Raw genomic sequence first — 15,360 nt, 5'->3', positions numbered from 1 at the left:
GCCACATGATCTTGCGGATGGTCTTTGCTTCGATCTCGTCCATGGCACCGTTACCTCCGTCTCGGGGCTTAGGGGGCCTGCCCAGATCAATTTTGGGGGCACCGCATACGGCAGGATCGCGAGGTTCACGCCAATCTGCCAAGAACGGTCGCAAGGATCCTTGCGAAAGCTGTGGGCTCTCTGCCTTATCGGACAGACTCTGCAACCTTGCGCCGCGAACTATGCCGGCTCACAGGGAACTCGATTCGGATCCGACTGTCGTCCGTCACGACGTTCTTCATTGCACGGCGATCGACTCGTCCACCTGCATTGCGCAGATTTCAGCCTCATCGAAACCGATTTCGCCGAGGATTTCAGCAGTGTGTTCACCGATCAAAGGCGACCGGCTGCGGCTGATCGGTTGGCTCGCAACGGGGGGCGTACCCGGTATCTGCGCGACCGCAATCGTGCCGACGCCGGGATGTTCGACATATTCCACCGCGCTGAGAGCCTTGGTTTGCGGATGATCGAGAAAATCGCCGTAAGTCTGCACCGGCGCGTTCATCACGCCGACCGCCGTCAATTTTTCCGCCCAATGGCCGGTTGGCTGTTTGGCGAACTCCGTACGCAGGATCGCAAGCAAAGACGCTTCGTTTTTTATCCGTAGTTCACGGCCTTGATAGTCTGGATTGGCCGCCACCTCGGGCCGTCCAATGACTTCGCACAGGGCAGCGAAGTGCTGCTCCCGCATCGCCGTGACGTTGAGATAACCGTCGCTGGTGCGCATCGTCGCGACAGGAGAATAGAGCGGCTGCGGCTCGCCGCCTTCCAGATGATATTCCATGATCTTTGCCGCCTGGAATGCCGCTGCCGCCTGCATCAGGCTGGCTTCGATATGGCTGCCTGTTCCAAACCGAAACTTGCGCACCAGCGCGGTCGCGACCGACTGGAACGCGTAGAGACCGGTGACGACGTCGACCGGGATCATGGTGAGACGGTTGGGAACACCATCGCTTGACCGGGCGACCGTCATCAAACCCGAAAAGGCCTGAATCACCGCGTCTGTCACCGGCAGCATCGCATTGGGGCCCCGGCTGCCAAATCCATTGATCGACAAATAGACGATGCCGGGATTGGCGGCCTTCGCGTCCTCATAGGCCAGACCGTATTTCGCCATCACGCCGGGCCGGAACGCCTCGATGACGACGTCGCTCTGCTTCATCAGCATGCGCCCGACTTCGAGCCCGCGCGGTTTGGTCAGATCGAGGGCGATCGACCGCTTACCCCGGTTGAAGGCGATCGAGTGCGCGGTGTTCTGACCGTAGGGGCGGCCGAGGGTACGCCCCCAATCTCCTGCGATCGGCTCCACCTTGATGACGTCGGCGCCATGCTGCGCCAGCAGCATCGCGCTGTGAGGTCCCGCGATGCCCTGGCTAAGATCCAGGACACGAACTCCACTGAAGGCTTCCTTGTCGGTCATGATGCTTTCGTCTGTGTCTGCGTGCGCCTATTCCAGGGGTACGTTGGCCGTCTTCACTACGGCAGACCATTTCTTGATTTCGGCATCCACAAAGCGCGTGAAATCAGCACCCGACAGTTTGCCGGGGGCGACGCCTTGAGTTGCAAACTTCTCGGCGATCGCCGGCGTGGCCAGGATTTCCTTCATCACTTCCACCAGGCGGGTATAGGCCGCATTGCCATTGGCCGCCGGCATGTAGAGGCCAAACCACGCCGTCGCCTCAAAACCCTTGACGCCGGCCTCGTCGAGCGTCGGAACGTCGGGAAGCGAGGCGGCGCGCGTCATGCTGGTGACGGCGAGCACGCGAATATTGCCGGCCGAAGCGGCCGGAAGCACGGTCGGCAGCGTGTCGAACATGATCGGGATATGGCCGCCGAGCAGATCGTTCATTGCCGGCGCGGCGCCCTTGTAGGGAATGTGAACGATATCGACGCCCGCCATTTGCTTGAACAGTTCGCCGGACAGATGATTGGCGCCGCCGATGCCTGAGGAGCCGAACGACAGCTTGCCCGGATCTTTCTTGGCCATGGCGATCAGTTCGGCGACGGTCTTCGCCGGGAACTCCTTGGAAACCACAAGCGCATTCGGCGCACTCGCGACCACCGCCACCGGCGAGAACGCGGTTTCGGTGTCGTATGGCAGTTTGCGGAACAAGCTTGGATTGATTACGTGATGGGTTGCGGTGATCAGCAGCACGCTGCCGTCCGCCGGGGATTTCGCCACCATCTCGGACCCGATGGTGCCCGACGCACCAGCGCGGTTTTCCACGATGGTCGGGACCCCGAGCTTCTCGCCGAGATATTGAGCGATGAAGCGCGCAAGGATGTCCGTCGTGCCACCCGCCGGGAAGGGAACCACAATCTTGATCTGGCTTGGCGGAAATTGCTGGGCAGATGCGGGAGCCAGCGAGACCGTAAGCGACAGCAACGCCAGACCGATAGCGAGCCGGAGCATCTTCATTTTTGTAATCCAGGTCATGTACTTCTCCGATCAGCGGTCGAGCCGCGCGCTTGCCTCTCTTATGGCTGTCGCAAAAGCTTGGCGCGATCGACAAGCGAACGCTCCGAAACATAGAATTCTTTTGCCCATTGCTCGTACTCGCGCGGCGCACGATGCCATTCCGTCTGCTTCAACGTCTCGAGCAGTTTGCGATACTCGTCACTTTCGGCCGCGGCCTTGAACGCCTGATACAGCTTGTCGACGATCGGCGCGGGCATGTCCTTGGGCCCGACAAGTCCGTACGGCGCGGGATAGACGAGGTCGTAACCCAGGCTTTTCGCCGTCGGTACGCCCCGCAGCCAGTCCGTCGGCTGCGCATCGAAGGACAGCAGAACGCGCATCTTGCCTGACTCGATATTGGGCAGGATGGTGCCGACCGCATCGACCGTGGCCATGGTGTGACCGCCGAGCACGGCGGTGCCGGCCTCGCTGCTGCCGCGATAGCCGACATGCGTGATCTCGATTTCTGCCATTCCGGCCAGTGCCTCCGCCAGCAGATGCATGGTGGTGCCGGCGCCGGCGGTCGCAATCGTCACCTTGCCCGGGTTCTCCTTGGCATACGCGATGAGGTCGCCAATGTTTTTCAGGGGCGAGTCCGCGTTGACCGCGAGCGCAAAGCTGTAACCGCCGAGACCGGCAATCCAGGTGAAGTCCTTGATTGGGTCCCAATCGACCTTCTGCATGTAGGGATAGCGCAGCAATCCTGCTGTCGCGACCGCGACCGTGTAGCCGTCCGGCTTTTCGGTCTTTGCCATGGTGGAGGGCGCGAGCGTGGCGCCTGCGCCGGGCTTATTCTCGATGATGATCGGCTGGCCGAGTTGCTTGGATGCAAGTTCGCCAAGTTTGCGGAAGGTAACGTCGGTGGCACCGCCTGCCGCGAATCCTACGAGCAGCCGGATCGATCGGGTCGGGTAGGCTTCCTGCGCGGTCGCAATCAGGCATTGTCCCGCAAGTAACGCCGCGGCAATTATTCCCCGGCGCAACCCGCCACCAAGCAATCTCATCCGTACACCTCCCATATCGTTTCGTTTCGACCCGTCCCGGTTACGAGCGCACCCGCACGCTCCAGGACTTGCGATTGTTCAGCTCGTCGACGTCGAAGCCAGCGAGTTGCCGGTAGCTGCGCTCGGCGCCCTGCAGTTCGCTTGCGGCATCGCCGTGGGCACCACGCCGGGCCATGGCGCTCACTTTGGCCATGACGTCGCCGGCCTGACGACGGTTCGCCAATTGCACGCCGCTCGCTACCGGGCGGCGACGCGTCTCATAGCCGTTCAGCGCTTCGTCAATCGTGGGAGCACTCGCAAGCTCGTAAGCAAACACACGCGCATCGAGAATGGCCTGCGAAGCGCCATTGGATCCGAAAGGATACATCGCGTGCGCGGCATCGCCGAGCAGCGCGCAGCGGCCAAACACCCAACGCGGCAGCGGATCGATGTCAGCCATCGGATATTCATAGGCTTCGGACGCCGCGCCGACGAGGCGATGAATGTCCAGCCAGTCGAAACGATACTGATCGACGTACGACGCCACGACCTCGGGTGAAACGGATACGTTCCAATTGCCCAACTCGGCGGCAGCAGCATCTCCTCGCGGGCGCACCAGCAGCCAGTTGAGCAGGCCGGGCGCGATCGGGTAGACCACAGTCCGCTGTCTCTCGTCGCCCAGGATGATCATCGTCGCCCCGGTGAGAAACGACTCGGCACGGGTGATGCCGCGATACATGACCCAGCCGTTTGATGCGATCGGCGTCACGCCGCCGCTTAGGCCGTCCCTGATCACCGAACGGATACCGTCGGCCGCAACGAGCACATCGGCGAAATGGGATACCGATTGACCCGAGGATTGGTCGATCGCTCCGACGTGCACTTGCCCGGCGTCTTCTTGATCCACGCGGAACACGCGCTGCCCGGTCTTGATGGCTGACGGGCCCAGACGTTTGCGTACGGCCTCTACAAGAATGCGTTGCAGCTGACCGCGATGGATAGAGTATTGCGGCCAGCGGTATCCGGCATCGCGACCGCGAGGTTCGGCCCAAATCAATTGGCCGGCGGGATCGTAATAGGCCAATTCCTTGGTCGGCAATCCTGATCGCGCGAGCTCTTCCTCGAGCCCCAATTCGCTCAGTTCGCGAACCGCGTGCGGCGGAAGATTGATGCCGACGCCGACGTCGCGAATTTCACGTGCGGCCTCGAGCAAGACCACGTTGTCAAAGCCTGCCGCATGCAGGCTGAGCGCGGCGGTCAAGCCGCCGACACCCGCGCCTGCGATCGCAATCCTCGTTTTACTCACCGGTCAGGCCACGGTTGAACCGGATAACGGGAATTCGACCATGGCTTCACCGGCCGCGACGTGTTCGTCCCTCTGATTGCGGACCAATACATCGATCAGCACCCAACGTGATTTCTGCGTCGACTGCTTGGACTTCACCACGCCCACGGGCGTAATTGTGTCGCCCGGCTTGACCGGCTTGAGCCAGCGCGTCTCCAGGCGGCGCTGAATAGCGCCGGCGGGATAGGCCCAATCGGTCAGCATCCGGGTGATCAGCCCGAAATTGTTCATGCCGTGCATGATGATGCCACCGAAATTGGTCTTGCCGAAACTGTTCTTCATATAGTCGTCGTCGAGATGCAGCGGGTTGTAGTCGAGCGACCCGTCGCAAAAAAGACGGATCGATTCCCGCGAGACGTCGAATTTCGGACCGTTGATCGTATCGCCGACGGCGAGATTTTCGAAGCTGGTGCTCATGCCGTGTTTCCCTGTCTCTTGCTGCGATTACGCGGGGCGGATGGTCTGGCCGCGACCGGAGCAGATGACGTCGCCATGCTGGTTGAAGAAGACGTTGTCGTGAACGACGAAGAGGCGCTCGCGCTTGATGAACTTGTCCAGTGCGCGGGCCTGCAAGGTGATGGCGTCGCCGGGCCGCGCCGGCTTGTTGTAGCTCCAAGACTGGCCGGCATTGATGGTGCCCGGCGTTCGCATCCAGTCGTCAGTCGGGGTGCAGGCAAACATCAGCAGAATGTGGATCGACGGCGGCGCGATCAGCCCGCCATACGAAGTCGTCTTGGCGTATGCCTCGTCGAAGTAGAGCGGGTGATCCTCACCGACGGAGCGGCAGTAGAGCTGAATGGCTTCCAGCGTCAGCTTGTATGGGATCGTCTTGCGCGGTTCGCCGGGGACGATCTCGTCCCACACCTTTCGCAAATTGGCGTCTTTCCAGAAGTCGGTCTCGAATGCGGGCGCTTGCGTCATCGCGGGTTCTCCCATACTGTTCGCCTGGCGAACGAATTAGTCGATTTATGAACACTATGCGCGGAACCTTCTGACTCCGCAAGGGGCTGTCGACGAATGCCGAAAGAGAGTGATGGATACGTACGCGCGATTGAGCGAGGCTTCGCCTTGATCGAAGCGCTTGGCCGTTCGCCGGGGCGGCACACGCTGTCAGAGGCCGCTGACCACGCAGGCCTCAATCGCGCAACCGCGCGGCGCATGCTCGCAACCCTGGTCAAGTTGAAGTATTGCGAAGCCGACGGCCGCTACTTCCGCTTGCGGCCTCGCGCGCTGGGTCTTGGATTGTCCTATCTCAACGCGCTGCCGTTCTGGGGCTATGCCCAGCGGGCGCTCGAAGATCTCCGCAATGACATCGGCGAATCCTGCGCGCTCGCCGTGCTCGATGAAACCGACATCGTCTACGCGCTGAGACTTCCCGCGCGGCGAATCCTCTCCGCCAATCTCGGCATTGGCAGCCGCCTTCCCGCGCACCTCGTCTCGCTGGGGCGCGTGCTTCTGGCCAATCTCCCATCGGACCAGCAAGAACAATACCTCGCGACCACGCCGCTCAAGTCAGTTACGCCACGCACGATCATCGACACCAAGCGGCTCGCTCGGGAACTGCAGTTGACGTATGAGCGAGGCTACTCCTGGGTCGATGGCGAACTCGATCCAGCGATTTGCGGCATCGCTGTTCCAATTCGCGACCAGGGCGGCAGCGTCGTCGCAGCGATCAGCATCAATTTGATTTCCGGCACGCTGAACGAGGCCGCTGCAAAGAAACGGTATCTCGTGCGGCTTCAGAAGACCGCCCAGGACATTCGGACTCAATCGGTCTCGCTGTCGTGATTCAAGAGCGCCTGGCGATTGCAGGACATCATGTCGGCTACGGGCCGATTGTGTAGGAACTCGTCCTCTCGAAACACATTAGGGGCAGGCCATTTGATTGCCTGCCCCTACTCGACTTTGAGGAATTAGCTATCCGAAGGCTCGCGCAGGAACGGATCGCTCGGCGCTAGTCTGCGAGCTGTGGTCCAATCGCCTCCAAGGCGTTCGACAGTCGTTCCACCTGGGGGAGATGGTCGCACTGCGGAATGATATGCAAGCGCGCATGCGGCATCGCATGCTTCCACAACGGCGCATATCCGTTGGAGTTACGCGATCCGTATCTCCCCAAATGATCGTCGTGGCGATCTTCACCGTCGACAGCGATTGGGCCAGCGCAGGATTATGCAAGCCCGCGCGCCCAAGACGCGCGACGGCAATACCATTGTTCGCTCGCAGCTCCTGCTGCGCCGCCGAGAGCGGTTGCGAAAGAACCTGTTCAGCGATCTTGGGGTCGGCGAGCACCTGCCTCAGCAATTCCGGATAAGACCAGCTTAGGAGGTCCGGCACGGGGATTTCGGGCGAGTTCATGCTCGCGGGGGCAAGCAGCACGAGACTTCGCAGCAGCGATTGATCGCGGACCGCAATCTCGCTTGCGAGCCACCCGCCAAGCGAGCTACCGATGAGATGCACTTTTCCGAGTTCGGAGTTCTTGAGCACCGAAACGTAAAAGTCGGCCAACTTCGCCATCGTGTCGGCCCAGGTCTGGGCGTGCGAAAGACCGAAGCCGGGATGCTATGTCGCCACGACTTCGTGCGACGCGCTGAGCGCCTCGAAGAACGGCAGCCATCCCTGCAGGCCGGCGGCACCATGAAGGAACAGAATGCGACTTCCCTGGCCGCCTCTCACCAGCCGCAGCGGGATCCCCGCGACGTCCATATAGGTCTCGACATGAAGGCCACCCCGCCAGACGACATACTTTTCGGCAAGGGACAACTCCGGGCTGACGGCCGCAAGATCCACGACATGTACCTGTTCGAGGTCAAGAAGCCGTCCGAATCGAAGGGCGAATGGGACCTCTACAAGCTCGTCGCAACGATCCCGGCAAGCGACGCGTTCCAGCCGCTGCACGAAGGCCGCTGCGCCCTGGCTAAGAGCTGGGGCGACGGCTCGGTTGGCTGCCGGACTTCGACGCCGGCAGTTTGATCTCCTTTTCAAACCGCATCCTCAACGGAGGGTGCGTTAGCGAAAGCCGCTCTCGTGGCTCACACCGTGCGGACCATCACAGCGACGGATTCGCTCCGTCGGGTCAAGCGACTTGAGATCGTCAGTTTGCGGCTAGATGAGCTAGCTGGGACATATCAACCCACCGCTCAAAGAATCGCCTCGCCACCGCCCACGCGGTGCTCCAGGAAGCCCAGGATAGCATCGGCAAACGCGTCATTCCTGTCGCCCGCGACCATATGACCGGCACCGCTGACGTCAATAATCTGCGCCTGCGGCGCGAGCTTGCGGAAGGATTCTGCGCTCTCGACGGAGACAATGTCTGACGAGCCGCCGCGTACGAGCAGCGTCGGCACGGTCAGGCCACGAGCGATCTTTTCGAGATGATCGTGGAGCGCGTCCCCAGCCGCATTGACGCTGCGATGACCGTCCCAGAAGCGTGGGTCCCAGTGCCAATACCAACGCCCATCGGAGCGCTGATTCAAATTCCTCCGCAGACCATCGGTGGAGCGCGGCTTTGTTCGGTGCGGCAAATATGCCGCCACCATTTCGGCAGCCTCATCTATGCTGACGAACCCTTCGGTTGCGCGCGCACGCATGAAATCCCTGACCTGGGCCACCCCCTTCGGCTCTACCCGCGGCGCTATATCGACGAGGACCAACGCCGAGAAGCAGACGTCCTGTCCTAGCGCGTATAGCGAGGCAAGCCCGCCGAGCGAAGCTCCGATCGCCGCCGGTCTCGTGCCGAAAAGCTGCTCGATTTGGCGACCAAGCGATGCAGCATCTCGCCCGTAGTCTTCGAGCGCATAGGCCCCGCTATCGATCCAAGCACTACTCCCGTGGCCGCGCTGGTCGACAGCGATAGCAGTGAAGCCGCGGTTCGCGAGCCGCTTCGCTGTCGCGCGCCAAGCGTGCCGGGTTTGGCCGCCGCCATGCAGCAGGAGCGCCGTACGGGCGCCGCGACCATAGATGTCACCTTCGATGTTGTTCCCTTCAACGCCCGTGAAGCGGACGCGGCGCGGCTCGATCGACATTCTACCTCACAGACTTGGCTGGGATCACGAGCCTTCCGGCGTCGCGCAGCGGTCAGCATTCTGATCAACGGCTCGATCAAGCTCATCCAGCCATCGATGGATGCGCACACCGGCCGTGTCCTGCTGATCAATCCGACTCCAGCTTCTCCAGAATCGTAATTGCACACGCAGCTTCGTCAAACCCCATGACGCCGCCGCCGTTTTCGGCAAGCGCAATTCGCGCCCTTTCCGCCTGCCGTTCACCGGCCTCTCCGCGCAGTTGCAGGACAAGCTCATGAATCATCGACAAGCCGGTCGCTCCGATAGGATGTCCCTTGGAGACAAGCCCACCGGACAGGTTGACGGGGCGTTCCCCGCCAAGCGTGGTTGCGCCAGATTCGACATAGGCGCCTCCCTGCCCTTCCTCGCAAAACCGCAGCATCTCGGCCTGATAGATCTCGCAGAATGACGTCGCGTCGTGCACTTCCGCGATATCGATGTCTGACGGTGAGAGCCCTGACATCCTGTAGGCGCGGTCGGCGGCAATACGTGACAGTCCGGGCTCGTCGAGCGAGCGGTATTTGCCACCGGACATGGTGCTGGCGCGCACCTTGACCGCGCGGTCTCGCACGCGGGCCGGCAACGCGGCGAGGTAATCCCTCGAACAGACGAGCGCGGCCGCAGCTCCATCACCGATTGGCGCGCACATGCTGCGCGTCAGCGGATAGCTGACTTCACGATCGCCCAGCACCTCATCGACCGTCAGCCTGAAGCGGTATTGTGCAAGAGGATTGAGGCTACCATGCATGTGGTTCTTCGCTGCGCCTGTAGCGATCTGACGCGGCGTCGTGCCGTAACGCGTCATGTGATACGCCGCCTGCATGGCGTAGGTATCCATGAAGATTGTGCCGCGCTTCGCGCCGGGCTCGAACCGCTTGCCGCATATCTTGCCGGCATCGCCGTAGTAGGCAAGCCATTCGTCTGGATCCAGACGATCGATGCCGCCGTCGAATATCTCCTGGGTTCGCGCCGCACCGTCCGGAATGAATGTCTTCTCGACCCCGATGGCGAGCGACAGCTGCGAATCGCCTGACGCGATATCCTTCCACGCTCCGTGAAACGCCTGGGAGGCGGTGGCGCAACCGCCCTCGACATTCATCATCGGGACGCGCTCGGGAAAAAGCTTCTCCCGAACCAGCGGCGAGAAACAAACCTGTCCGCGGATGTTACGTTGCCCGAACGAGCCCATTCCACAATTGCCGAACCACGCCATCGCGATGTCGCGGCCATCCTCGATCCCGGCATCCACCAGAACGCCAAAGTAGGCCTCGCGCGCGAGCTCCTTGAAGCCAATCTCGGGCTTCTTTCCGAAGGCGGTACAAGCCGTTCCAATGACGTAAACCTCGGGAATCCTGTCCATCCGCTTCACTCCTGTCAGACCCGCATCAACGCAGACGAACCGGCAGTGATTGCAGGCCGCGCAAAATCAGCGAGTCCTTCCATTCCGGCGCGCTCGCGGTCGCCGGCGCGATCCCGGGAAAGCGCTCGATCAACGAACGCAGCGCGATTTGACCCTCGAGCCGCGCGAGCTGGGCACCCAGGCAGAAATGAATGCCGTGCCCGAAGGTTAGATGTGCATTGGGCGATCGGCCGACGTCAAAGCAATCCGCATCCGGAAACTGCTCGGAATCGCGGTTGGCCGCATTGATGAAGGCGAACAACCGCTGCCCCTGCTGCAACCGCCTGCCGCCGAAATCGACGTCGGCCGTGACCACGCGTGCGAGGGCGCCGCTCGGGCCGTCATAGCGCAGCCACTCCTCGACCGCCGGCTCGATCAGCGAGGGATCATCCTTGACGCGCTCCCACTGTTCCCGTGACTTCATCGTATAGTAGAGGCCGTTGCCCAGCAGGTTGGTCGTGGTTTCGTGTCCGGCAAACAACAGCAGGATGCAGGTTGCGATCACCTCATCGTCACTTAGTGCCTCCTGCTCTTCTCGCGCCAACACCATCTGGCTGATGATGTCATCCCGCGGATCGGCGGCGCGTTCCGCAACGACGCCGCGGAAATAGTCCGCCATGGCCTTCGCCCCGGCTTCGGCGCGCCGATACTTGTCCGCCGTCGTTCGCGACGTCCCGATGAACAGCGCGATATCGTCCGACCATTGCTTCACCTGCAGCAGATCCTCGCGGGGAACGCCGAGCAGATCCATCATCACGGTTGCCGGCAACGGATAGGCGAAGTCGGCGATCCAATCGACGGCTCCTCCCGAGGCCGACTTGCGCTCCATCTCATCGAACAGCAACCCGACGATCTGCTCGACATTCGGCTCCAGCGCCTTCACCGAACGCGACGTGAAAGCCTTGGTGAAGAGGCGACGCAGGCGGGTGTGCTCGGGAGGATCGCGAAAAACCATCCAGTTCCCGAGATAGGTCATCAGGCTGGCATAGCTGCTCCGGCTTTCCGCCGGCGCCGCCGCGAAGAATGGCGCCAGTCGATCCGCGGACATGTCAGAATTGGCCACCGCCACGCGCTTGACGTCCTCGTAACGCGTGACGACCCACGCTTTCATGGCCGACGACCAATGGACCGGATCGCTCTCCCGCAGTTGCGCGAACAGAGGAAATGGGTCGGCGTTGATCTTTGGATCAGCGAAGTCAAGGTTCAGCATCGTTCAACAATCTCCTCATCCGGCGCGCTTGCACGGGGCGCGACGGATATGATCGGCGGATCTACCTCCACGAGGTCCCGGCTCGGCACTCACTTGCGGAATCTGGCCTCGTTCGGCGTGGTCAGCCCGGCGACACCTTGCTCGTCGATGACGCGCGCAATGCGCCGGCCCCCGTCCGTATTCGCCTCGAGTTCCGATAACGCTTCGCGCGGCGTGACCGGGCTGTCGCCGACCTTCAGATGCGGCATATCGATCAGCGCAGGCGGCATGCTGGCGTTGAATGCCGCCAACCGCGCGAGCGCGGTGTTGTCGCTCTCGCCCCAGAAGTCGACCAGTGACGTCTTGAGGGTCTTGCCCGCGGGATTGGTCGGCAGCGTGCTCGCGAAGACGACGTATTCAGGCGTCTCGTACTTCGCGAGATGCTTGGCGCAATGGTCGCGAATCTCGTCCGGCGTCGCGCTATGGCCTGGCTTGAGCACCACCACGGCCTTGAGGCGCTCGGAAAAGACATGGTCGGGCACGCCCACCACGGCCGCGCGCAGCACCTTGGGGTGCAGGTAGAGCTTGTTCTCGACCTCGATGCAATAGACGTTCTGACCGCCGCGAACGACCATGTCCTTCTTGCGGTCGAGCAGCCAGAGATAGCCCTCCTCGTCGATCTTGGCCCAGTCGCCCGAGAGCACGAAGCCATCGCGCCGGAACACCTCGGCGGTCTTGCTTGGCTCTTCCCAGTATCCAGCGTTGGTCTGCTGACCGCGATATGCGACTTCGCCGATCACGTTGGGCTCACGCACCTCGTTGCCATCGTCGTCAAAAATCGCAATGTCGGTGTTCGGCGTTGCGAGACCGCAGCTGGCAATCTTGCGTATTGCGTCGTCGGTCGGCAGCGCAAAGCCGAGTGCGGTGCTTTCCGAGACCGAGCCGGCATTCACCATGGCGATCGGCGCAAACTCGGAATTAAGCTGGGTGATGAACGTCTCCGACGACGCGTGGCCGCCAAAGATGATCTTCTTGAGCGTCGAACAGTCGTGAGTGCGGAATTCCGGATGGTTCATCATCATCCACAGCATGATCGGCGCCGCCACGGCCCACGTCGCCCGCTCGGCTTCGATCAGCTTGATCGCATCGAGCGGCGCGAACGCCGCCATGACCACGCATTTGCCGCCGCTGAGCAGCGCGGGCAGGAAGTCGGCGTAAACGGCGGTGTTGTGATAGAGCGGCGGCATGCACAAGTTAACGTCGTCCTCGCAAAGGCCCTTCGCTGCCACCACCACGTTCTGCGCGCAGCCGATGGCATTGATGTGCATGGCCATCGTTCCCTTCGGCACTCCGGTTGTGCCGGACGTGAAGGAAATAGCGCACAGGTCCCACTCATCGACCGGTTCATGCGCGACCGGATCGATACCGGGCTGGGTGAGTTGTGCGAAGGGAAGCGTTCCGGCCGGGGCTTCCTGACCTGTCAGGAAGACCACCTCCACACTCCCGAGATCGGCTCGCAGCGATCCAAGTTTTCCGTTCCAGACATCTGGCGATACCAAAAGCCCCCTGGCTCCGACCTTATTGATCTGGGCGGCCAATCCTTCTGCCGGGAGCCCGAGATTGACCGGCACCGCGACGCCGCCAAGTTGAACGATGGCGAGATAGCTAATGACGTATTCCGGGCATCCCGCCGTCAGCAGACACAGCCTGTCACGCTTCTTGAAACCGAACTCGCGCCGCAACCGCGCAGCCGCGCGATCGACCTGCGCTCCGACTTCACGCCAGGTCATCCTCTGACCGCCGGGATAGAAGACGTAAGCCTCGCGGTCAGGCCAGCGTGCCACATTGGCAGCCAGGCACTCCGAAACGCTTTGCGGCCGGTCGCGATATGCCCAGATCTCCGTACCCTCCCACGCGATGCCGCGCCCGAGCGGAGCCGTGACTTTAGTGACACGGTCGGCAAGCATCGGATCGACGTCGCGCCACGATTTGCACGCGCCTTGTGCCGCCCCCTTGACCTCCCAGGCTCCCATGTCCCGTCCCTTTCGTTTGGCGCGGCTGTCCGAACCGCGCGGCAGACGCTACCCGGGCACCTTCGCTGGAGTCAATTACCAAACAATCGTTTGTTTGGTAAAACTGACACACGTCGTTCTCGACGGCGCGGGCTTGGTCAGATAAGAGGAAAACCCAGCCGGATCTCCCCAACTAGGCCAAATGACCGCGAAAAGCCGACGCGCCCACGCCGCATCTCAAACTCGCCGTCCAAAGGCGGCCTCGCGGCCGCGAGCTGCCGAAGCGAAGCGGGAGTTCCCGGACGAGCGTCGGCAAGTCTTGATCGGCGAGGCTGCGCGACTGTTCGGCAGCAAGGGTTACGAGAACACGTCGATGCGCGACATCGCGGCGGCCGTCGGCATCCTGCCCGGCTCGCTCTATCATCACTTTCCGTCCAAGGAGGACTTGTTCATCGCGGTCTACTCCTTTGCGGTGTCGCAATCGATGGATGCGGTCACGGCCGCCGTGGCGAGCCGTGTCGAACCGTGGGCCCGCCTGGAGGCGGCGTGCATCGCGCATATGCAGGGCCTGCTGGACAAGAATCGCTTCGCGGCCGTGCTGGTCTCGCATCTCTCCGTCGACAGTCTTCCCGAACAGGTCGTCATACTCCGCGACGGTTACGAAGCCGTGTTCAAGAAACTGATCGCCGAATTACAGCTTCCGGCAGGAGTCGATCAACGCATCTTCAGGCTCGGGTTGCTCGGATCGATGAATTGGGCAATCACCTGGTACCGGCCCGGCGGCGAGACGCCAGCGAGCATCGCACGAAAGCTGTTGAACGCCCTTCGTCGGACCTGAGCGCGGCAACCGGTCAGCGACGTCGTTCGTTGAAGCGCTGGGCAACATATGCGCCACACGCGGCGCGCAAATGATGGCCCTCGGGTTTTCGAACCGGATAGCCGAACCAGGATGTGGGATGGTGTGAAGAGCTGGAGGACGGCGAGAGCGAGAGGACGATGCCTATGACGGCTTGACGTTGCGTGACACAAATCGAGTAAACCTCAGGGGGCTGCGGCTCGTCGCCGCTCATGCCCTACGCGCAACAATGAGATCAGCGCTCCGAAGAGATTAGCTGCTCTACGCAGTCTGATGGATCAGGTCCAAATCCCGGAGCGCGGCCAGTTCCAACCCAGAATGTCGAAGTCGACGTCGCTGATCGTCGCCTCGTAGCAATCGGAAAACCCGCGACGACGTCCGGTTCGATCGGATCGAGATGCGCGACCTTGTTTTGCGTATCCAACCCGCCTGCCCCAGCAAATTGGCTTCGTTCGGACTGAGGAGGTCCTTCGTGAACTCTTTCAGGTCGTAGAACTCGAGCTTCCAGAAATCCGTGATCGTCTTTACGTGATCGTGGATCTTCCTGACGTAAGGATGTGGGGGAGAGACCTTCCTTGCGAGAACGTGCTGATATCTCGAGATGAGGGACTTCAGAATCCGCTGGGTGAACGGCAGCAGGATGCTCGCATGGCGCTCCAGACCCGGCGCCGAACGTGATCTTCGTATCCGTGTTGTAGGGCTGCCGCCGCATGCGCCGCCGGTTCGTCGTCCCAGTAGTCGACCAGACCGCTTTCCCAGCAAGGAAAAGGATACTTTCTCTTTGCCGAGAACGGCGCGTAGGTCCTCAGGACGAAAGCTGTCAACGTGTGTCACAGCCCCATCATGCGCAAGATGATGCCGCCGTAATTGTAGCCATGACGGTGGCGGCGGTGACGAGGCCGTGGGCTCTCGTCTCTGTCGGCGGCTAACGCATTTGTGGCGCCGTTTCGCTCGGGGCCGATGGCATCGAACGCCGCCTTTTGCTCGTCGGCCAGCGAGTTATAGAAGGTATCGAGCG

At 61.8% G+C, this 15,360-nt stretch carries 14 protein-coding genes and 2 pseudogenes; 4 read left to right on the top strand and 12 right to left on the bottom strand.

Annotated elements, in window-relative coordinates; genetic code table 11:
* Window positions 1-277: 277 nt before the first annotated feature.
* Genes AC629_RS29070 through AC629_RS29045 form a run of 6 tightly spaced genes read right to left on the bottom strand, consistent with a single transcriptional unit; the run spans window position 278 to window position 5,746 of the window.
* Window positions 278-1,459, bottom strand: a complete 1,182-nt coding sequence (locus AC629_RS29070; RefSeq protein WP_084808296.1) for a CaiB/BaiF CoA transferase family protein — start codon at window positions 1,457-1,459, stop codon at window positions 278-280.
* Between the two features lie 27 nt (window positions 1,460-1,486).
* Window positions 1,487-2,476, bottom strand: a complete 990-nt coding sequence (locus tag AC629_RS29065) for a Bug family tripartite tricarboxylate transporter substrate binding protein (RefSeq protein WP_502693061.1) — start codon at window positions 2,474-2,476, stop codon at window positions 1,487-1,489.
* Window positions 2,477-2,517: 41 nt separating this feature from the next.
* Window positions 2,518-3,501 carry a Bug family tripartite tricarboxylate transporter substrate binding protein gene (locus AC629_RS29060; RefSeq protein WP_084808294.1) on the bottom strand — a complete coding sequence of 328 codons (984 nt, stop codon included), beginning with the start codon at window positions 3,499-3,501 and terminating at the stop codon, window positions 2,518-2,520.
* Window positions 3,502-3,541: 40 nt separating this feature from the next.
* Window positions 3,542-4,741 carry an FAD-dependent monooxygenase gene (locus AC629_RS29055; RefSeq protein ID WP_245332031.1) on the bottom strand — a complete coding sequence of 400 codons (1,200 nt, stop codon included), beginning with the start codon at window positions 4,739-4,741 and terminating at the stop codon, window positions 3,542-3,544.
* A 48-nt stretch (window positions 4,742-4,789) separates the two neighbouring features.
* Entirely contained in the window at window positions 4,790-5,242 is a 453-nt protein-coding gene (locus tag AC629_RS29050) for a MaoC family dehydratase (RefSeq protein ID WP_084808293.1), read from the bottom strand.
* Between the two features lie 27 nt (window positions 5,243-5,269).
* Complete coding sequence (locus AC629_RS29045; protein ID WP_084808292.1) at window positions 5,270-5,746, bottom strand: MaoC family dehydratase; 477 nt, start codon at window positions 5,744-5,746, stop codon at window positions 5,270-5,272.
* A gap of 96 nt (window positions 5,747-5,842) precedes the next feature.
* On the opposite strand from AC629_RS29045, the gene AC629_RS29040 reads away from it, so the two are divergent.
* A complete protein-coding gene (locus AC629_RS29040; protein WP_084808291.1) occupies window positions 5,843-6,613 on the top strand; it encodes an IclR family transcriptional regulator domain-containing protein in 771 nt (256 codons plus the stop codon).
* A gap of 129 nt (window positions 6,614-6,742) precedes the next feature.
* Here the strand turns inward: AC629_RS29040 and AC629_RS29035 are convergent, their stop codons facing one another.
* The gene (locus tag AC629_RS29035) at window positions 6,743-7,339 is read right to left on the bottom strand and encodes an alpha/beta fold hydrolase (protein ID WP_084808290.1); all 597 of its coding nucleotides are present in this window, start codon (window positions 7,337-7,339) and stop codon (window positions 6,743-6,745) included.
* Window positions 7,340-7,540: 201 nt separating this feature from the next.
* Here AC629_RS29035 and AC629_RS29030 point away from each other — a divergent pair.
* A pseudogene (locus AC629_RS29030) lies at window positions 7,541-7,795 on the top strand (hypothetical protein); the annotation flags it as partial.
* Window positions 7,796-7,962: 167 nt separating this feature from the next.
* Here AC629_RS29030 and AC629_RS29025 read toward each other — a convergent pair.
* The gene (locus AC629_RS29025; RefSeq protein WP_245332033.1) at window positions 7,963-8,751 is read right to left on the bottom strand and encodes an alpha/beta fold hydrolase; all 789 of its coding nucleotides are present in this window, start codon (window positions 8,749-8,751) and stop codon (window positions 7,963-7,965) included.
* Between AC629_RS29025 and AC629_RS49080 the strand changes: the two genes are divergently transcribed.
* Window positions 8,653-9,006, top strand: a complete 354-nt coding sequence (locus AC629_RS49080) for a hypothetical protein (protein WP_245332034.1) — start codon at window positions 8,653-8,655, stop codon at window positions 9,004-9,006. The two genes, AC629_RS29025 and AC629_RS49080, sit on opposite strands and share 99 nt — an antisense overlap.
* Here AC629_RS49080 and AC629_RS29020 read toward each other — a convergent pair.
* The 3 genes from AC629_RS29020 to AC629_RS29010 form a co-directional block, all read right to left on the bottom strand.
* A complete protein-coding gene (locus AC629_RS29020; protein WP_084808288.1) occupies window positions 8,975-10,246 on the bottom strand; it encodes a thiolase family protein in 1,272 nt (423 codons plus the stop codon). The genes AC629_RS49080 and AC629_RS29020 overlap by 32 nt on opposite strands.
* Before the next feature lie 25 nt (window positions 10,247-10,271).
* Entirely contained in the window at window positions 10,272-11,495 is a 1,224-nt protein-coding gene (locus tag AC629_RS29015; protein ID WP_084808287.1) for a cytochrome P450, read from the bottom strand.
* A gap of 89 nt (window positions 11,496-11,584) precedes the next feature.
* Entirely contained in the window at window positions 11,585-13,507 is a 1,923-nt protein-coding gene (locus AC629_RS29010) for a class I adenylate-forming enzyme family protein (protein ID WP_084808286.1), read from the bottom strand.
* A gap of 298 nt (window positions 13,508-13,805) precedes the next feature.
* Here AC629_RS29010 and AC629_RS29005 point away from each other — a divergent pair, with 298 nt between their 5' ends.
* Window positions 13,806-14,324, top strand: coding sequence for a TetR/AcrR family transcriptional regulator (locus AC629_RS29005; protein ID WP_245332030.1), 519 nt, complete (start codon window positions 13,806-13,808; stop codon window positions 14,322-14,324).
* Window positions 14,325-15,172: 848 nt separating this feature from the next.
* Here the strand turns inward: AC629_RS29005 and AC629_RS47150 are convergent.
* Window positions 15,173-15,360: pseudogene (locus AC629_RS47150) on the bottom strand (Spy/CpxP family protein refolding chaperone); the annotation flags it as partial.

Source organism: Bradyrhizobium sp. NAS80.1 (assembly GCF_001908205.1).
In the GTDB taxonomy this organism is placed as follows: domain Bacteria; phylum Pseudomonadota; class Alphaproteobacteria; order Rhizobiales; family Xanthobacteraceae; genus Bradyrhizobium.
This window is presented reverse-complemented; position numbering and strand designations above follow the sequence as displayed.